The organism is Streptomyces sp. NPDC005485, from assembly GCF_040606085.1.
Taxonomy (GTDB): Bacteria; Actinomycetota; Actinomycetes; order Streptomycetales; family Streptomycetaceae; genus Streptomyces.
This window is the reverse complement of record NZ_JBEXDZ010000060.1, coordinates 16,940-34,989: the sequence shown is the minus strand read 5'-3', so window position 1 is coordinate 34,989 and position 18,050 is coordinate 16,940. Positions and strand designations below refer to the sequence as shown.

Here is an 18,050-nt window from a genome sequence, read left to right as displayed (position 1 = left end):
AAGGAGTCGACATGACTGCCGTGACCGCAACGACGCCGCCGACACACATACGGCCGCTCAGGCGCCGCCCCTCCCTCGGCCGGATCGCGGCCTGGGTCGCGATGGGCGCGATCGTCCTGATCACCCTGCTGCCGTTCTACTGGATCCTGCGCACCGCGCTGTCCTCCAACGCCGGCCTCAACGCCGATCCCACCGATCCGCTGCCCGTGGACCTCACCGGCTCCGGTTTCGCCCGCGCGCTCGGCCTGCAGTCCACCAAGGAGGCGATCGCCGAGGGCGGCGCCGGCGGCGGGCTGGTGTTCTGGCGCTACCTGCTCAACTCGATGATCGTCTCGACACTGATCACCGTCTGTCAGATCTTCTTCTCCTCGATGGCCGCGTACGCCTTCGCCCGGCTCCGCTGGCGCGGCCGCGACAAGGTCTTCGGGCTCTTCCTCGCGGGGCTGATGGTGCCGGCCATCTTCACCCTGCTGCCGAACTTCGTGCTGATCAAACAACTCGGCCTGGTGGACACGCTGTTGGGAATCTCCCTGCCGACGATGTTCATGACCCCCTTCGCGGTGTTCTTCCTGCGGCAGTTCTTCATGAACGTGCCCCGCGAGGTCGAGGAGGCCGCACTTCTCGACGGAGCCGGAAAGATCAGGATCTTCTTCCGGGTGCTGCTGCCGATGGCGTCCACTCCGGTCCTCACGCTGGCCGTGCTGACGTACATCACCTCGTGGAACGACTACTTCTGGCCGCTGATGGTGTCCTACAGCGACAGCTCGCGCGTGCTCACCGTGGCGCTGGCCGTCTTCCGGGCACAGGTTCCGCAGTCCGGCGTCGACTGGTCGGGCCTGATGGCGGCGACACTCATCGCCGCCCTGCCGATGCTGGTGCTCTTCGGGGTCTTCGCGCGCCGCATCGTCGGCTCCATCAGCTTCACGGGCATCAAGTAAGGGGACGGAATGCGAAATCGTACGCGTACGGTCGTGGCGTTGACCGGAGCGCTGGCGCTGTCCCTGGTGAGCGGGTGCGCGAAGGGCGGCTCCGCCGGATCGTCCGCCGACACGGTGACGTACTGGCTGTGGGACGCCAACCAGCTTCCCGCCTATGAGGCCTGCGCCAAGGGCTTCGAGCGGCAGAACCCCGGACTGCACGTCAACATCACGCAGTTGGGCTGGGACGACTACTGGACCAAGCTGACGGCGAGCTTCATCGCGGGCACCCAGCCGGACGTGTTCACCGACCACATCCAGAAGTTCGGGCAGTTCGCCGATCTGAAGGTGCTGGAACCGCTCGACGACCTGGGCATCGACGACTCCGCCTACCAGCCGGGCCTCGCCGCCAACTGGATGGGCCAGGACGGCCACCGCTACGGCGCCCCGAAGGACTGGGACACCGTCGCCCTCTTCTACAACAAGAAGATGACGCAGACGGCCGGGCTGTCGGCCGGGGACCTCAACGACCTCTCCTGGAATCCCCAGGACGGAGGCAGCTTCGAGAAGGCGATCGCCCACCTCACCGTGGACCGCAACGGCAAGCGCGGCGACGAACCCGGCTTCGACAGGCACCACGTCAAGGTGTACGGCCTGGCCACCAACGGCGGCGGCGACGGCGACGGACAGACCCAGTGGAGCACCTTCACCGCCTCCGCGGGCTGGACCTACACCGACAAGCAGCGCTGGGGCACCACCTACCGGTATGACGACAGGACCTTCCAGGCCACCGTCAAGTGGTACTTCGGCCTCGCGAAGAAGGGATACATGGCGCCCTTCACCGACTACAACTCCCAGTCCAACCAGGCCAATACACAGGTGGCCGCGGGCAAGGCGGCAACTGCGTTCGACGGCGCCTGGATGATCTCCACATACGCGGGCTTCAAGGGCATCCGCACGGGCACCGCCGTCACACCCCTCGGCCCGACCGGCAAGCGGGCGACCATGATGAACGGCCTCGCCGACTCCGTCACCCGGCACGCGCGCAACAAGCAGGGCGCCAAGAAGTGGGTGCGCTACCTGGCGTCCGACGCGTGCCAGAAGACCGTGGGCAGCTACGGCATCGTCTTCCCCGCCACCCCGGACGGCACCGAGGCCGCGGTGGCCGCCTACAAGAAGAAGGGCATCGACGTCACGGCGTTCACCGAGCCGGTCGCCGACAAGAAGGACTTCACCACCTTCTCCTACCCGATCACCAACTACGCGGCGGACGTGTACGCGTTGATGCACCCCGCCATGCAGGACATCTTCGCCAACGGCGCGTCCGTGAGCGGTCTCGACAAGACCAACAGCCAGATCAACCTGATCCTCGACCAGTGAAGGGCACGCCTTCCATGACGTTCTCCCTCGGCATCGTCGGCGCCGGCCAGTTCTCGGGCCAGTTCGCCAAACTGTTCCTCGCTCACCCGGGAGTCGGCGAGGTCCATGTCACCGACCTCCTCCCGGACCGGGCCGAGCAACTCGCCGCCGCCGAAGGCCTGTCCGGGACCTTCCCCACGTACGAGGCGATGCTGGAGTCGCCGGCGGTCGACGCGGTCGCGATCTTCACGCAGCGCTGGACGCACGGTCCGCTGGTGCTCCAGGGTCTCAACGCCGGCAAACACGTCTACTCGGCCGTGCCCATGGCGATCAGCACGGACGAGATCGCGGCGATCATCGACGCCGTCAGGGCGACCGGGCTGACGTACATGATGGGCGAGACCAGCCAGTACAACCCGGCGACGGTGCACGCCCGCAACCAGATCGCCGACGGCGCCTTCGGGCGGCTCTTCTACGCCGAGGGCGACTACGTCCACGACATGGACCTCGGGTTCTACGAGGCGTACCAGTACAGCGGCGGCGAGGACTGGAAGGCGACCGCCAGCTATCCCCCGCTGCTGTACCCGACGCACTCGGTGGGCGGGGTGCTCGGCGCCTGGCAGACGCATGCGACGAGCGTGTCGGCGATCGGTGTGGTCGACGAGCGCGGCGACGGCGTCTTCGACAAGGGCGTCAGTCAGTTCGGCAACGACTTCTCCAACGCGACCGCACTGTTCGAGGTGGCGGGTGGCGGAGCGTTCCGTACCAACGAGTTCCGGCGGGTCGGCTATCCCTCGCAGATCCGGGAGTCGCGTTTCCGGTTCTTCGGAACGGACGCCAGCATGGAGCAGCTCGCCACGGTGGCGCTGTGGCAGGACAAGAAGGGCGTGCAGGACATCAGTGAACTGCTGGAGCCCAAGGCCACCCTGGCTCCTGACGATCCGTCACTTCAGCACATCGCGCCCGCGCTCCGGGCCGCCTTCACCTCGGGATCGGCTCCGGTGCACGACCGGGCCCGGCTTCCCCGGGAGTTCGACCACCTGCACAACGGCCACGAGGGCAGCCACCACTTCCTGGTGGACGACTTCGTGACCGCGGTCAACACCCGCACCCTGCCGTCCGTGAACGCCTGGGTCGCCGCCCGCTACACCCTGCCGGGCATCGTCGCGCACGAGTCCGCGCGGCAGGGCGGGGCGAGGCTGGAGATCCCGGACTTCGGGGACGCGCCTCGGGCGTAGCGCTCCGAGGTCCTCGGCGACGCCTGCTGCGGTGACCGGTCGTCACGGCAGCAGGCGTCGCTCCTTGGCGACCGACACCGCCGCCGCTCGCGTCTCGACGCCCAACTTGCCGTAGATCCGGCCCAGATGGGTCTTGACCGTGGCCTCACTGATGAACAGGGCCCGGGCGATGTCCCGGTTGCCCAGGCCGAGGGCCAGCTGCCCGAGGATGTCGCGCTCACGGTCGGAGAGGGCGGGCCGGGGACTGCGCAAGTGGGCCAGTACGCGGTCGGCGACCGGCGCGGACAGGGCGGTGCGGCCGGACGCGGCGTTGCGGATCGCGGCGAACAGCTCCTCGGGGCGCTCGGCCTTGAGCAGGTACCCGGTGGCGCCCGCCTCGATGGCGCGGGTGATGTCGGCGTCGGTGTCGAACATGGTGAGCACCAGCACCCGCGTTCCCGGCACGGCGAAATCCCCCTCCCCGGGTGACGTCAGGTGCCGGGTGGCCGTCACACCGTCCATGCCGTCGCCGAGTTGAAGATCCATGAGTACGACGTCGGGCCGCAGCCGGGCGGCCATCGCGAGCGCCTCCTCACCGCTGCCCGCCTCCGCGACCACCTCGATGCCGTCGGTGCTCGACAGCAGCGCGCGCAGCCCCGCGCGTACGACGGCATGGTCGTCGCACAGCAGCAGACGGATCGGCGCGGGGCTTTCGGGGCAGGTCATGGGCCGGTCTTCCTCACGGGGTCGGGGTGAGCGGAACGGCCACCGAGACGACGGTGCCCTCACCCGGTGTGCACTCCACGGTGAGCGTGCCGCCCACCTGGTGTGCCCGGATGCGCATGGCGGGCAGGCCGTGGCCGCGCGCACGGTCGTGGGCCGTGGCGGGGCCCGGGGTGCCGCCTGGGGTGAAGCCCCGGCCGTTGTCGGCGACGTCCAAGGAGATCTGGTCGTGCAGCCAGGTCAGGGTCAGTGCGGCCCGGGTCGCCGCGGCGTGTTCGCGCACATTGGCCAACGCGCCCTGGGCGATGCGCAGCAGCGCTCCCTCGACGCGCTCCGGCAGGGGGCTCGGGGCGCCGTCGAGCCGGAACGCGACCGTCAGTCCGGCGCCGCTCTCGCGGTCGGCCAGTGCGCTCAGCGCCTCGGCCAGGGTGTGCCCGGCGAGGTCGGCGGGGGCCAGGTCGTGGACGAACCGGCGGGCCTCGGCGAGGCTGCGCGAGGTGATCTCGGCCGCGTCCCGGACATGCCCGCGGGCCGTGTCCGGGTCCGCCCGCCAGACGCGTTCGGCGGCCTGCAGCAGCATCCGCTGGCTGGACAGGCCCTGCGCGAGGGTGTCGTGGATCTCCGTGGAGAGCCGCTGCCGTTCCGCGAGGATGCCGGCCCGCCGCTCGGTGGCGGCCAGGTCGCGGCGGGTGCGGACCAGGTCGTCGATCAGGGCGCGCTGCCGGGCGGCCTGACGTTGCAGATGGACCAGCACGGCGGTCGCGACGGCGGCGATGGCGGGCGGCGCGACCACCATGTTGGGGTTGAGCGTCCCGTCCGACACCCGTATCTCGGAGGCGACGACCAGCGCGGTGAGGACGCCCACCACCGGCACCGCGATCCGCGCCGGGAGCGCGTGCAGCCCGGCGAAGAGCAGGGGCATCGCGCACCAGGTGGCGCTCGGCGCCAGCGCGAGGAGCACGATCCAGACCGCCGACACCGCGCCCAGCCAGGCAAGGTGCCGGGCGGTGGGGCGCGCTCCGGGGCGCGGCGCCGGCGCCAGCCACTGGCCGAGGACGTAGAGCAGCCAGAAGACGGCGAACAGCACGAGGACCCATGCCGTACGGGTGTCGGTGGCGTCGCGGGTCAGGAAGCGGGCCAGCGACGAGCCGAGCAGCAGGAAGAACGCGGCGTGCATGACCAGGGTCAGCCAGTGCCGGTCGGGATCGGCAGGGTGGGCCGGGTGGCCGTCGCCTTCGCCAGGGGCGACACCCATCGCCGTCGCCGTCCGGGCGTCCGGCGCCGGGGCCGTCCGTTCACCGTGGAGCGCGGACCGCCCCCTCATGTCCTCACCCGTCCGTTTCTCGCGGTCCGTTGCGCCATGCCTGGCGTGCCTACCGCCTCCGGCGCGCCACCGCAACCTCCGATCGGCTGACAGCGCCGTCCACCGGTCCGCGTCCGTATCGCAGCCGGTCGGCAGCGCTCGTCGGCCGCCCGCGCGACCAGGCTGGGAACACCTCCTGCGCGTCGCGGCGGCACGACCGCCGCGACGGCACGAGGTGTTTCGCACAGGACACGAGAGGACTCCGCGTGCCGGCCAAGAACGTCACCGTCAACCGAGCCGCCCTCGGGCATCGCATCGCCTACGCGCTGCGCCACCCGCGCAGGGTGCCGCGCCACATGTCCCGGGCCGCCCGGGACGCATGGTTGCGCTGCCGCCGCCCGGACCACATCGCGTACTACCGCGCGGTGATGCGCTCCGACACCCGCGCCGACCCCGACGCGGCGGTCGGCAGCAGCAGCCGCGAGCGGTGGCTGGCGCTGGGGGCGATGCAGTTCGACTACCTGGTCGGCCATGGGCTGCGCCCCGAGCACCGGCTGCTGGAGATCGGGTGCGGCAATCTGCGCGCCGGCTGGCGGTTCATCCGGCATCTGGAGGCGGGGCACTACTACGGGATCGACATCTCCCCCGACATTCTCTTCGCCGCCCAGGACACCGTCGTGGAGATGGAGTTGCAGAAGCGGCTGCCCACGCTGACGCCGGTCCGCGACCTCACCCTGCGCTTTCTGCCCGACGCCCACTTCGACGTCGTCCACGCGCACAGCGTCTTCTCGCACTCCCCGCTCCCGGTCATCGAGGAGTGCCTGGCCGAGGTCGGCCGGATACTCGCACCCGGCGGCTGGTTCGATTTCACCTTCGACCGCACGGAGGGCGAGGAGCACCAGGTGCTGCGGGAGGACTTCTACTACCGCACCGGGACACTCCTCGCGCTCGCCGGCAAGTACGGCCTGGCCGCGCGCTTCATGGACGACTGGGAGGAACTGCCGCACGGCCAGTCCAAGATCCGCGTCACTCACGGTCCCGCCCACGAGAGCGGCAGCGAACGGCCCTGATGATCAGGTGCCGGGCTTGCGGCCGTACACGAACACGTCGTCGCCGGTCTTCAACAGCGACCAGTACTTCTTGGCGTCGGTCTTGGTCATGTTGGTGCAGCCGTGCGAGCCCGGCGGGTTCCACATGCTGACGCCGACCGAGTGGAAGGCCTGGCCACCGTCGAAGAACTGGCTGTAGGGCATGGGCACGTTGTAGAGGCTCGACACGTGGTCGATGTCGCGCCAGTAGATCTTCTTGAGGCCGGTGCGGGTCTCGTAGCCGTTACGGCCGGTGCGGACCGGCACCGGCCCGTAGACGAGCCTGCTGCCGTCCTGGATCCAGCTGAGCTGGAGCGTCAGGTTGACGCAGGCGATGCGGCCCTTGTTGACCGGGCACGTGCCGGCCCTGTTGGGGTTGGTCCCCACGGCCTTCTGCTTGTTCATGAGGTCCATCACGCCCCAGGTGACGGAACCCGCGTAGCCGATGTTCGGGGTGATGCCGTGCTTGGTCTGGAAGGCCTGGGTCGCCCTGCAGTCGGCGGTGGACTGCCTGCCGTCGACCGGTCGGCCGAGGAACTTCTCCACCTGCTTCTGGTACGGACCGGCCTGCGTCGTACAGCTCGCGGCCTGCGCGGGCGCGGCGCCCAGTGCGAGAGTGAGCGGTGCGATCAGTCCGGTGATCCCGAGTGCGACGGCACCCCGTCTGCGTATGTCCCCCATGGCCGGGCCTCTTCCTCTACGTGTCCGCGCTTCTTGCGGATTCCGCCAGCTAGACCGGCGTCGGGGGCCACGGGTTGTAGGGCTGCGGAGGCTGCGACGAAACGGTGACATTCGCGGGACCCCGGCGCCCGGCAGGACTCGGCGCGACCTCGCCGGTTGCCCGGCGGCCGGACCGAGTCCTGCCGAGTACTGCCGAGTCCCGACCGGAGGCCGGTGCGGACTCAGCCGCCGCTCTTGCGTCGGAACGAGCGCTGGCTCGAAGCCGGGCCATGCGTGCCGCGGATCTTCGACGAACCGGTGTTCGCGACCTGGGCGGCGTCCGCCTGCATGCCGCGCTTGCGCGCCAGTGCCTCCCGGAACTTGCGCTTCAGGTCGTACTCACCGTTTTCGTCGGGCGCCAGAGCAGGCTTCTCGGCGTCGGCGGACTCCGAACCTTCTTGCGATGCAGACTCTTCGGCCATGGTGACCTCCTGGGTTCGGGCAGTGGGAACCACAGCTTGTCATGCCGCGCCCCGCGCCGGACGCCACCGTCCGGCCCCGCCGGTGACCACCGGCAGCCCAGGCCCCTGGCCTCGAGCCCCCACCCCCTAGCGCAACAACCCCACCGCCCGCGTCAGCACCTCCGGCGTCGCTGTGAACGGCAGCCGCAGGTAGTGCGCCAGGGTCGTCCGGTCCGCGGCGAACGTCGGCCCGGGCGACACCGCCAGTCCTCGCCGCGCGGCGCGCGCCGCGAGCTCCGTGGCCGTCGTGGAACCGCCGAGGTGCAGCCAGAGGGAGAGCCCTCCGTCGGGGAGGTCGTACGTCCACCCGGTGTCGGCGAGGAGTGCCGCGAGGTGGTCACGCTGGGCGCGCAGGCGGTCGCGGCGGTCGGCGACGATCTCCTCCAGGCCGTCGCCGAGGAGTTCGGCGGCGATCAGCTGTTCCAGGGGCGGTGGGGACAACTGGGCCTGCAGCGGGTTGCGCCGGATTTCGCGTACGAGGTCGGAGCCGGCCCGGATCCAGCCGATGCGCAGCCCGCTCCACAGCACCTTGCCCGCCGAGCCGATCCGGACCACCCCGGGCCCGGACAGATGCGGCACGGGCCGGGCCGGTGTCCGTAGATCCAGCTCGCGCAGGGTCTCGTCGACGACGACGGTGAGGGGGTGCCCTTCGGCGAGCGCGGCGACCTCGGCGCGGGTCGCGTCGGGCATGAGCGCGCCGGTGGGGTTGTGGAAGTCGGGCGTGAGGCAGACGAGTTGGGGTGCCCGGCGGCGGACGGTCTCGGCCAGACGCCCGGTGTCCCAGCCGTGGGCAGCTGTCACGGGCACAGGTAGCAACCGGGCCCGGCGGCGCCGCAGGATGTCCAGGAATCCCGGGAAGGTGGGGCTCTCCACGGCGACAGGCGCCCGCCGGTCGGTGTGCAGATGATCGAGGAGGAGGGTCAGCGCGGCGCGGGCGCCGGAGGTGACGAGGATCTGTTCGGGGCGGGTGCCCAGGCCCTCGCGCGTGTACCGCTCGGCGAGCAGTTCACGCAGGCGCGGCAGCCCCGCGTCCGCCACCCCCGAGTCGACGAGCAGGGCGGCGCTGCGCTCGACGGCCCGGCCCTGGGCGGCGAGGTACGCCCGGTGGGGCGCGGCCGTCACGGCGAGCGTCAGGTCGAGGTCCGCGTCGCTCGCGCCGCCCCGGTCCAGTGACCACGGCGTGGTGCGCCGGGTGAGCCGCTCGGGCAGGCGGACGACGCTGCCGCTGCCGTGCCGGGTGTGCAGCCAGCCGTCGTCGCGCAGCAGGGCGAGGGCGGAGACGACGGTGCCGCGGCTGAGGTCGAGGGTGCGGGCGAGTTCGCGCTCGGACGGCAGCCGGGTGCCCGCGGGGATGCGGCCGTCGACGACCGCCTCGCGAACGGCGGCGGACAGCGCTCCGGCCAGCGGCTCCTGTGCGGTGCGCCAGCCGCCGAGCGTGGCGGCGAATCCTCTGTGCATTGGTCCAGTTTCTCTCGACTGGACCAGGAATTCGGACCGGCGCCCGCCTACGCTGCCGTCCATGCACCCCAAGCTCGCCGACGACCTCTCCCGGCTCCCCGAAGTTCTCCGGTCCGCCCGCGACTTCGCCGCTTGGGAGGTGAGCGGGCTCGACGACCGGCCGGTGGCCCGTCCCGGCAAGGCGCCCGACCCCGAACCTCTGCCGAGTGAGGGCGTCGGTGCGGAGGGTGCCCTCGCCCGGTTCGCCGAGCGCTGGGCCCCTGGCTTCTCCGGCTCCGCGGGGCCCCGCTATCTCGGCTTCGTCACGGGTGGTGCCACCCCCGCCTCGCTCACCGGGGACTGGCTGGCCGGCGCGTTCGACCAGAACGCCTCGGGCAGCGGCGGCTCGTCCGCGGCCGCCCTGCAACGGGAGACGCTGGGCTGGCTGCGCGAGCTGTTCGGACTGAGCGCGGCGCACAGCGGGGCGTTCGTGACGGGCGCGACGGTCTCCAACATCGTGGGGCTCGCCATCGCCCGGGAGTGGGTGGGCGAGCGTCGGGGGGTCTCGGTGTCGCGGGAGGGGGTCGCCGCGCTGGGTCCGTTCGACGTGCTGTCGGGCAGCCCGCACTCCAGCGTCACCAAGGCGTTGTCCGTGCTGGGGATCGGCCGCGACCGGCTGCGCGCGGTGCCGGTGCTCGCCGGCAACCGCGAGGCGGTCGACGTGGAGCAGCTGGCCGCCGCCCTGGAGGCCCTCGGCGGCGCCCCGGCCGTCGTCGTGGCGAACGCCGGGACAGTGAACACGGTGGACTTCGACGACCTGCGGGCCATCGCCGCGCTGAAGGAGCGCTACGACTTCTGGCTCCACGTGGACGCCGCGTTCGGTGCCTTCGCCGCGCTGTCCCCGGAGCACGCGCACCTGGTCGAGGGTCTCGACGCGGCGGACTCCGTCTGTGTCGATCTGCACAAGTGGCTCAACGTCCCCTACGACGCGGCCGTGCAGTTCACCCGCCGTCAGGACCTCCAGGTCAGGGTCTTCCACAACGCCTCGCCCTACCTCGGGCTCCCCACCGGTGACCCGGACTTCCTCCACCTGACGCCGGAGAACTCGCAGCGGCTGCGGGCCCTGCCGGCCTGGTTCTCGCTGGCGGCGTACGGCAGTGCGGGGCATCGCGAGATCGTCGAGCGGAACGTCGCGCTCGCCCGGCGTCTCGGTGAACGGATCGCGGGGACAGGGCAGTTGCGGCTTCTGGCGCCGGTCCGGCTCAACGTCGTGTGCTTCACGCTGGCCGGCGAGCCGACGCAGGAGCGGGTGCACGCCGTCGCCCGCGCGGTCGCCGACTCGGGCGAGGCCTTCGTGACGCCGACGGTCTACGACGGGACGCACGGGCTGCGGGCGGCGTTCAGCAACTGGCGTACCTCCGAGGCCGATACGGACCGCGTGTTCGAGGCCCTGTCGACGGCCGCCGCCGCGCTGTCCTGATAGCGGCGCCCACGACAGCGCGGCTACGGAGCGCTGACGGCCGGCTCCCGTCTCTGCTGCGGAAGTTCGCTGCGCGTGCGGACGGGCGACAGGAAGACCGGCAGGAAGGCGGTGGCGAGGAAGGCGGCGCCGACCCACAACGTGGCGCGCACACCGACCAGTTCGCCGAGCAGTCCCGACACTGCGGCGCCCACGGCGAGTGCGCCCGTCAGCAGGAATCGGAAGGTGGCGTTCATACGGCCGAGGAGGGAGTCGGCGGTCATCCGCTGACGCAGACTCACGCCGAGCACGTTGTCCATGCCCACCTTGAACATGGCGAGCACCCATCCGCCGCCCGCGATCCACAGACCGGCGCCGCGGTCGACCAGCGGCACCAGCAGACCGGCCGGCGCGAGGCAGAGTCCCGCCAGGCCCAGCGCGCGGCCGTACCCGAAGCGCTCGGCGACGGGGCGTGCGCTTCGGGCCCCCAGCAGCAGACCGGCCCCGCCCGCCGCCCAATACAGGCCCAACGCCCCTGCGCCGAGGCCGGGTTGGCGGTAAAAGAGCACCGGAAGCATGGTGTTGATGATCTGCGAACCGAGATTGGAGAGGGCCGCGGTGAGGGCAAGGGCGCGGAGTTCCCCGTTGCCGAGGACATGACGCAGACCCTCGGCGATCCGGGTCCGCAGTCTCGCCCGCGGCCGCCGGTCCGCCGGGAGTCCGGCGCCGCGGATCGCGGTGAGCCGCAGCGCCGAGGCGAGGTAGGCGACCGCGGTGCCGAGTACGGCCACGGGTGCCGTCAGCAGTTGGACGAGCCCGCCTCCCGCGCCGCGCCCGGCCACATTGCTCGCGGCCATCAGACTCATCATGGCGGCGTTCGCGTCCACCAGCGCCTCACGGTCGACCAGTTGGGGCAGCGCGCTCTGCGAGGCGACGTCGAAGAAGACGGTGGCGCAGCCGTTGAGCAGGACCACCGCGTACAGGTGGCCGAGGGTGAGCGCGTCCAGCCACCAGGCGAGCGGGACGGAGGCGAACAGCAGCGCGCGGGCCAGGTCCGCGCCGATCAGCACCCGGCGCTGCCGCATCCGGTCGACCCAGGCCCCGGCGGGCAGCCCGATGAGCAGGAAGGCGAGCGTACTCAGCGTGGCCAGTGCGCCGACCTGGCCGGGACTCGCGTCGAGCGCGGCGACGGCGATGAGGGGGACGGCGACGTAGCCGATGTTCGTGCCGAGGTGGCTGAGGGCGCTGCCGGTGAACAGGGTGCGGAAGTCGGCGAAGCGCCAAGGGGAGTGCGGCTGCATGATCCGTTCATTCGGTGGGCGACCTGGCCTCCGAACGGTGCCCGACGCCCTCTCCGTAGCACAAGTGAAAAGATCTTCAGGGGTCTTTAAGCATCGCTACCGTATTGTCGGGCCGCGTACCGGAACCCGGTGTTGACCGCGAGCAGTCCGCCGTCCACGCACAGCGTCGTCCCCGTGATCCATGCCGCGTCCCGGGAGGCGAGGAAGGCGACGGCCGCCGCGATGTCGTCGGGTTCGCCGACCCTGCCCAGGGGATACGACTGCCGCAGCACGTCCAGTTGGGCTTCCCGGCCCTGCCACGCCGTGGTACGGACCGTGCCGGGCGCCACCAGGTTGACGCGGACGCCGCGCGGGGCCGCGTGTCCCGCGAGCGTACGCGTCAGTGACCCGAGCCCCGCCTTGGCAGCGCTGTAGGCGTGATTGCCGAAGTCCTGCAGTCCGTTGACGGAGCCGATGCTCACGATGGCGCCGCGCCCCGAGGCCGCCAGGTGCGGCAGCGCGGCGCGGCAGCAGCGGTACGCCCCGGTGAGCGTGAGATCGAGATCGCGCGCCCAGGTCTCGTCCGGCTCGTCCTCGAAGAGCGGGGCGTCGGGGGTGCAGTGGTAGGCGTTGTTGACCAGGACGTCGAGGGAGCCGAAGGCCTCGACGGCGTGCGCGACGGCGGCCTCGACCGATGCCCGCTCCCCCACGTCGCACAGGAACGCCTCGGCCCGCGCGCCCTGTTCACGGATCGACGCCGCTGTCCGCTCCGCCTCGGTCAGGTCCACGTCGGTGACGAGCACCTGGGCGCCCTCCCCGGCCAGCCGTCGGGCTGTCGCCGCGCCGATGCCGCGGGCCGCGCCGGTGATCACCACCCCGTACCCCTCGAAGCGCCTCGTCCCAGTCACGTCAGTCATGGCAGGGAAGGTACTGCCATGATCGTCGCGGGAACAGATACCGTGCGGCCATGTCCGCGTTCATGCAGCAACTCCCGGCGCTGTTCGGCATGATCGTCGGCGCCCTCGGCTCGTATCTGGTCGTCGTACGCGGTGATCAGGTCAGGTTCCGGCGCGAGCAGGCGGCCCGCTGGGAGGAACGGCGGCTCGCGGTGTACTCGGACTACGCGAGGTATCTCAAGAAGTCCATCACGCTGGCCTACCGTGTGGCGGCCCACCTCGGCAACGACCCCCACCCGCACCCCCTGTCCCCCGAGGAGGCGGCCCCGCTCCTGGCCGAGGCCGCCGTGGGCCGGGATCCTTCGGGCGAGGCGCTGCTCCTGCTGGGAACCGAGGAGGTGGTGCAGAAGGCGCGCGAGTGGGTCCTCGTGGTCATCGAGATGGAGCGGTTCCTCGGCGACCGCATCCAGGACCCGCAGGCATGGCAGGTCCTGATCGAACGGCAGCGGGCCGGGCGCGAGTCGTACTACGCCGCGATCCGCCGCGACCTCTCCCTGCCGCCCGGCCACGGGGGCCACTGGGCCGTCACGCCACCCCGGGTGCCCGGCGGTGTCCGATCCCCTCAGCGGTAGCCGGTCGCGTCCGCGGGCTTGTCCGCGTCCTGGACCTCGACGAGGTAGCGCCAGGCGTCGGGGCGGCTGCCGTCGCGGTCCGTGAAGCCGTACGTCCCGGCGAGCTGCCCGCTGGAGAGCGAGGCACCGTTCCAGCGTGCCACCTCCGGATCACCGGCGAGCGCGGCGACCGCACGGCCCACGTAGGACGGGGTTTCGGAGATACAGAAATGCGGGACCCGCTGCAGGGCGTCGCGCCAGTTCTCCTCCGTCACGCCGAATTGGTCGAGCATGATCTCCGAGCGGAGCCAGCCGGGCGTGAGCGCGACCGCGGTGGCACCACGGGGGCCCAGTTCGTGGCCCAGGGCGAACGCCATGCGCAGGACGGACGCCTTGGCCAGGTCGTAGAAGAACGAGACCCGGTAGGTGTCCCGGTTGTACTCGGCGGTTCCGTCGGTCATTTCGACGACGAGTCCGCCCGGCTCGCGCAGCAGCAGGGGCAGTGCGTGGTGGCTGGTGATCGCGTGCGTCTCGACCGCGAGGCGCAGCAGCCGCAGCCCCTTGTCGAGGTCGTGCTCCCAGAGGGGGGTGTCCCACTCGAAGAGGAGTTCGCCGCCCCAGATGTCGTTGACCAGGACGTCGAGCCGCCCCTGCTCGGCGGCGATGCGGTCCACGAGTGCCCGGACCTCGGCGGGCACCAGGTGATCCGTGGGCACGGCGATCCCCTGCCCGCCGGCCGCGGTGACCAGCTCCGCCGTGTCCTCGACGGTCTCGGGCCGGTCGTACTCCGAGCGCCGCGCCCGCGTGCTGCGGCCCGTCGCGTAGACGGTGGCGCCGGCCGCGCCGAGTTCCACCGCGATCCCTCGCCCCGCTCCCCGGGTCGCCCCGGCGACGAGTGCGACCTTGCCCTCCAACGGTCCCGGCATGTCCGGCCTCCCTTGTCCTTGACCGTGTACGAGCGTCTCGTGGAATTCGGACATCTTGTGTCGCCTTTCCGGGCTCTTCGTGGATCAGCCCGGATCGGCCCAGAAAAAACTTCGGCAGCGATGTCGAGAACCCGCGCCCCGCTCCGTCCCCGTGGTGAACGCGACCACAATGGGCCGCACCAGTACCGAGGAGACACACCATGGCCAAGTACCTGCTCCTGAAGCACTACCGCGGCGCTCCGGCCCCGGCCAACGACGTACCCATGGACCAGTGGACGCCGGAGGAGATCTCGGCCCACCTGCAGTACATGAACGACTTCGCGGCCCGGCTGGAGAAGACCGGCGAGTTCGTCGACAGCCAGGCGCTCGCCCCCGAGGGCACGTTCGTGCGGTACGACGGTGAGGGGCGCCCGCCGGTCACCGACGGCCCGTTCGCCGAGACCAAGGACGTCATCGCGGGCTGGATGGTGATCGACGTGGACAGTTACGAGCGCGCCCTCGAGCTGGCCGGGGAACTGTCGGCCGCCCCCGGGGCCGACGGGAAGCCGATCCACGAGTGGCTGGAACTGCGCCCGTTCTACGGCGTGTCACCCACCATCACGGAGTGACCACGTCGATGAACGAGACCCTGCTGAGGAGTCTCACGCCGAGCGTGCTCGGGATCCTCGTCCGCCGCGGAGCAGACTTCGCGGCGGCCGAGGACGCCGTGCAGGACGCGCTGGTCGAGGCGGTCCGCGGCTGGCCGGCCGACCCGCCGCGGGACGCGAAGGGCTGGCTGGTCACCGTGGCCTGGCGGAAGTTCCTCGACGCGACCCGGGCGGACACCGCCCGCCGCAGGCGGGAGGACCGCCTCGACGAGGAGCCGGCGGCCGGGCCCGCGCCCGCGGTGGACGACACGCTCCAGCTCTACTTCCTGTGCACCCACCCGTCGCTGACGCCGTCGTCCGCGGTCGCGCTCACGCTGCGCGCCGTCGGCGGGCTGACCACCCGCCAGATCGCCCAGGCCTACCTGGTGCCCGAGGCGACCATGGCGCAGCGCATCAGCCGGGCCAAGCGCACCGTCTCCGGCGTGCGGTTCGACCAGCCCGGCGATGTCGCGACCGTGCTGCGCGTCCTCTACCTGGTCTTCAACGAGGGGTACTCCGGCGACGTCGACCTCGCCGCCGAGGCCATCCGGCTCACCCGGCAGCTCGCGGCCGCGATCGACGCTCGCCACATTCTCTCCGGCGAGGTGGCGGGGCTGCTCGCCCTCATGCTGCTCCACCACGCCCGGCGCGCCACCCGCACCGCGCCCGACGGCAGCCTGGTCCCGCTCGCCGAGCAGGAGCGCGGCCGCTGGGACACCGGGGCGATCGCGGAGGGTGTCGAGATCCTTCAGACGGCCCTCGCCCGCGACCGGCTGGGCGAGTTCCAGGCCCAGGCCGCCATCGCGGCGCTCCACGCCGACGCGCTCACCGCCGAGGAGACCGACTGGGTACAGATCGTCGAGTGGTACGACGAGCTCGCGCGCCTGACCGACAGTCCGGTCGTCCGGCTCAACCGCGCGGTGGCCGTCGGCGAGGCCGACGGACCTCGCGCGGGGCTGGCGGCGCTCGCGGAGGTGGACGACGCGCTGCCCCGCCACGCCGCGGTGGCGGCGTACCTCCACGAGCGTGACGGCGACCTGGTGACGGCGGCGCGGCTGTACGCCGAGGCGGCCCGCATGGCACCCAACCTCGCCGAGCGCGACCATCTGACGCGCCAGGCCGCCCGGCTCAACACCCGCCGGGGTCGCTGACGGGTCGCGCGCGGGTGTCCCGCAGCCGTCAGTGCCCTCGGGCGATCCACTCCTCCAGGTGCGGGGCCTCGGCTCCCATGGTGGTCGTCTCGCCGTGGCCGGTGCGTACCACCGTGTCCGCCGGGAGGGCGAGCAGGCGCTCACGGATCGAGTCGATGATCGTGGGGAAGTGGGAGTAGGAACGGCCGGTCGCACCCGGACCGCCGTGGAAGAGGGTGTCGCCGGTGAAGACCGTGCCCAGGCCCGGGTCGTACAGGCAGACCGCGCCCGGCGCATGGCCCGGGGTGTGCAGGACCGTCAGGTCGGCGCCGGCCGCCTCGATCACCTGGCCGTCGGCGAGCCAGGCGTCGGGGAGCCGGTCGGGGTGGGTCTGCTTCCACAGGGGCAGGTCGTCGGGGTGCAGCCAGATCGTGGCGCCGGTGCGCTCGGCGAGGGCGGGTGCGGCGTCGATGTGGTCGTTGTGGGCGTGCGTGCACACGATGGCGGTGAGCCGCCGCCCGCCCACCGCCTCGACGATGGCGTCGGCGTCGTGCGCGGCGTCGATGACGATCGCCTCGTGGTCGTCGCCGACGATCCAGACGTTGTTGTCGACGTCCCAGGTGCCGCCGTCGAGGGAGAAGGTGCCCGAGGTGACGAGGTGCTCGATGCGTGTCGTCATCACAGCACCACCACCGAGCGCAGCACGTCGCCGTGGTGCATCCGCTCGAAGGCGGGCTCCACCTCGTCCAGGGCGATCGTCTCGGTCACGAACGCGTCCAGGTCCAGCCGCCCCTGGAGGTGCAGGTCGATCAGCATCGGGAAGTCGCGCGAGGGCAGGCAGTCGCCGTACCAGGACGACTTGAGGGCTCCGCCGCGTCCGAAGACGTCCAGCAGGGGCAGCTCCAGCTTCATCTCCGGGGTGGGTACGCCGACGAGGACGACCGTGCCCGCCAGGTCGCGGGCGTAGAAGGCCTGCTGGTACGTCTCCGGGCGGCCGACCGCCTCGATGACGACGTCGGCGCCGAAGCCGCCGGTCAGCTCACGGATCGCCTCGACGGGGTCGGCGGCGCGCGAGTTGACGGTGTGTGTCGCGCCGATCTTCTGCGCGGTGGTCAGTTTGCGGTCGTCGATGTCCACGGCGATGATCTTCGCCGCACCGGCCAGCCGGGACCCGGCGATGGCCGCGTTGCCGACACCGCCGCAGCCGATGACCGCGACCGTGTCGCCCCGGCCGACGTTGCCCGTGTTGATCGCGGCGCCGATGCCGGCCATCACACCGCAGCCCAGCAGGCCCGCCACCGCCGGGGAGACGGCCGGGTCGACCTTGGTGCACTGTCCGGCGGCGACGAGGGTCTTCTCGGCGAAGGCGCCGATGCCCAGGGCCGGGGACAGCTCGGTGCCGTCGGTCAGCGTCATCCGCTGCTTGGCGTTGTGCGTGTTGAAGCAGTACCAGGGCCGTCCGCGCAGACACGCCCGGCAGTTCCCGCACACCGCGCGCCAGTTGAGGATCACGAAGTCGCCGGGCGCGACGTCGGTGACGCCGGCGCCGACCGACTCCACGATGCCGGACGCCTCGTGGCCGAGCAGGAACGGGAAGTCGTCGCTGATCCCGCCCTGCTTGTAGTGCAGGTCGGTATGGCACACGCCGCACGCCTGGATCTTGACCACGGCCTCGCCGGGCCCCGGATCCGGCACGATGATCGTCTCGATGCGCACCGGCTCGTTCTTGCCCGGTGCGATCACGCCGCGTACTTCCTGCGCCATGGTGACGAACCCTTCCGTCGGTCCCTGCGAACGCCGACCCGTGTCGGCGCGGCTCTCTTCACATGATCCAAGCGCACCCCGTCCATGCGGTGCACATTTTCCGCCCCGCGGAAGCCGAAGAAGTACCCCACGG

At 71.5% G+C, this 18,050-nt stretch carries 18 protein-coding genes; 8 read left to right on the top strand and 10 right to left on the bottom strand.

Annotated features, from left to right (window positions below):
* The first annotated feature begins 11 nt into the window (after positions 1 to 11).
* The 3 genes from ABZS97_RS21290 to ABZS97_RS21280 are packed head-to-tail and all read left to right on the top strand — an operon-like array spanning position 12 to position 3,514.
* The gene (locus ABZS97_RS21290; RefSeq protein WP_356139847.1) at positions 12 to 938 is read left to right on the top strand and encodes a carbohydrate ABC transporter permease; all 927 of its coding nucleotides are present in this window, start codon (positions 12 to 14) and stop codon (positions 936 to 938) included.
* 9 nt (positions 939 to 947) lie between these two features.
* Positions 948 to 2,297: a sugar ABC transporter substrate-binding protein gene (locus ABZS97_RS21285; protein WP_356139846.1), complete on the top strand. Its 1,350-nt coding sequence runs from the start codon at positions 948 to 950 to the stop codon at positions 2,295 to 2,297.
* Between the two features lie 14 nt (positions 2,298 to 2,311).
* Positions 2,312 to 3,514, top strand: coding sequence for a Gfo/Idh/MocA family oxidoreductase (locus tag ABZS97_RS21280; RefSeq protein ID WP_356139845.1), 1,203 nt, complete (start codon positions 2,312 to 2,314; stop codon positions 3,512 to 3,514).
* 42 nt (positions 3,515 to 3,556) lie between these two features.
* Here ABZS97_RS21280 and ABZS97_RS21275 read toward each other — a convergent pair whose 3' ends face one another.
* Together ABZS97_RS21275 and ABZS97_RS21270 are read right to left on the bottom strand one after the other, a co-directional pair.
* Positions 3,557 to 4,219 carry a response regulator transcription factor gene (locus ABZS97_RS21275; protein WP_356139844.1) on the bottom strand — a complete coding sequence of 221 codons (663 nt, stop codon included), beginning with the start codon at positions 4,217 to 4,219 and terminating at the stop codon, positions 3,557 to 3,559.
* 13 nt (positions 4,220 to 4,232) lie between these two features.
* A complete protein-coding gene (locus ABZS97_RS21270) occupies positions 4,233 to 5,471 on the bottom strand; it encodes a sensor histidine kinase (RefSeq protein WP_356139865.1) in 1,239 nt (412 codons plus the stop codon).
* A 314-nt stretch (positions 5,472 to 5,785) separates the two neighbouring features.
* On the opposite strand from ABZS97_RS21270, the gene ABZS97_RS21265 reads away from it, so the two are divergent.
* Positions 5,786 to 6,589: a class I SAM-dependent methyltransferase gene (locus ABZS97_RS21265; protein ID WP_356139843.1), complete on the top strand. Its 804-nt coding sequence runs from the start codon at positions 5,786 to 5,788 to the stop codon at positions 6,587 to 6,589.
* A 3-nt stretch (positions 6,590 to 6,592) separates the two neighbouring features.
* Here the strand turns inward: ABZS97_RS21265 and ABZS97_RS21260 are convergent, their stop codons facing one another.
* From ABZS97_RS21260 to ABZS97_RS21250, 3 genes are all read right to left on the bottom strand, one after another.
* Positions 6,593 to 7,288 carry a L,D-transpeptidase gene (locus ABZS97_RS21260; RefSeq protein WP_356139842.1) on the bottom strand — a complete coding sequence of 232 codons (696 nt, stop codon included), beginning with the start codon at positions 7,286 to 7,288 and terminating at the stop codon, positions 6,593 to 6,595.
* Between the two features lie 221 nt (positions 7,289 to 7,509).
* Positions 7,510 to 7,749, bottom strand: coding sequence for a DUF5302 domain-containing protein (locus ABZS97_RS21255; RefSeq protein ID WP_356139841.1), 240 nt, complete (start codon positions 7,747 to 7,749; stop codon positions 7,510 to 7,512).
* Between the two features lie 126 nt (positions 7,750 to 7,875).
* Positions 7,876 to 9,246, bottom strand: a complete 1,371-nt coding sequence (locus ABZS97_RS21250; RefSeq protein ID WP_356139840.1) for a PLP-dependent aminotransferase family protein — start codon at positions 9,244 to 9,246, stop codon at positions 7,876 to 7,878.
* 61 nt (positions 9,247 to 9,307) lie between these two features.
* Between ABZS97_RS21250 and ABZS97_RS21245 the strand changes: the two genes are divergently transcribed.
* Positions 9,308 to 10,705 (top strand): pyridoxal-dependent decarboxylase, encoded by a 1,398-nt coding sequence (locus ABZS97_RS21245; protein ID WP_356139839.1) that lies wholly within the window; start codon positions 9,308 to 9,310, stop codon positions 10,703 to 10,705.
* A gap of 23 nt (positions 10,706 to 10,728) precedes the next feature.
* Here ABZS97_RS21245 and ABZS97_RS21240 read toward each other — a convergent pair whose 3' ends face one another.
* Entirely contained in the window at positions 10,729 to 11,985 is a 1,257-nt protein-coding gene (locus tag ABZS97_RS21240) for an MFS transporter (RefSeq protein ID WP_356139838.1), read from the bottom strand.
* Positions 11,986 to 12,071: 86 nt separating this feature from the next.
* Positions 12,072 to 12,872: an SDR family NAD(P)-dependent oxidoreductase gene (locus ABZS97_RS21235; RefSeq protein WP_356139864.1), complete on the bottom strand. Its 801-nt coding sequence runs from the start codon at positions 12,870 to 12,872 to the stop codon at positions 12,072 to 12,074.
* Positions 12,873 to 12,931: 59 nt separating this feature from the next.
* Here ABZS97_RS21235 and ABZS97_RS21230 point away from each other — a divergent pair, with 59 nt between their 5' ends.
* On the top strand, positions 12,932 to 13,492 hold the full coding sequence (locus ABZS97_RS21230) for a hypothetical protein (protein WP_356139837.1): 561 nt from the start codon (positions 12,932 to 12,934) through the stop codon (positions 13,490 to 13,492).
* Here ABZS97_RS21230 and ABZS97_RS21225 read toward each other — a convergent pair.
* On the bottom strand, positions 13,483 to 14,397 hold the full coding sequence (locus ABZS97_RS21225; RefSeq protein ID WP_356139836.1) for an SDR family oxidoreductase: 915 nt from the start codon (positions 14,395 to 14,397) through the stop codon (positions 13,483 to 13,485). The genes ABZS97_RS21230 and ABZS97_RS21225 overlap by 10 nt on opposite strands.
* Positions 14,398 to 14,597: 200 nt before the next feature.
* On the opposite strand from ABZS97_RS21225, the gene ABZS97_RS21220 reads away from it, so the two are divergent.
* A complete protein-coding gene (locus ABZS97_RS21220; RefSeq protein WP_356139835.1) occupies positions 14,598 to 15,005 on the top strand; it encodes a YciI family protein in 408 nt (135 codons plus the stop codon).
* Positions 15,006 to 15,013: 8 nt separating this feature from the next.
* On the top strand, positions 15,014 to 16,174 hold the full coding sequence (locus tag ABZS97_RS21215) for a DUF6596 domain-containing protein (RefSeq protein WP_356139863.1): 1,161 nt from the start codon (positions 15,014 to 15,016) through the stop codon (positions 16,172 to 16,174).
* A 28-nt stretch (positions 16,175 to 16,202) separates the two neighbouring features.
* Here ABZS97_RS21215 and ABZS97_RS21210 read toward each other — a convergent pair whose 3' ends face one another.
* Together ABZS97_RS21210 and ABZS97_RS21205 are read right to left on the bottom strand one after the other, a co-directional pair.
* Positions 16,203 to 16,832, bottom strand: a complete 630-nt coding sequence (locus ABZS97_RS21210) for an MBL fold metallo-hydrolase (RefSeq protein WP_356139834.1) — start codon at positions 16,830 to 16,832, stop codon at positions 16,203 to 16,205.
* Positions 16,832 to 17,917 (bottom strand): S-(hydroxymethyl)mycothiol dehydrogenase, encoded by a 1,086-nt coding sequence (locus tag ABZS97_RS21205; RefSeq protein ID WP_356139833.1) that lies wholly within the window; start codon positions 17,915 to 17,917, stop codon positions 16,832 to 16,834. Before ABZS97_RS21205 ends, ABZS97_RS21210 begins: the two co-directional genes overlap by 1 nt.
* Between the last annotated feature and the right edge of the window lie 133 nt (positions 17,918 to 18,050).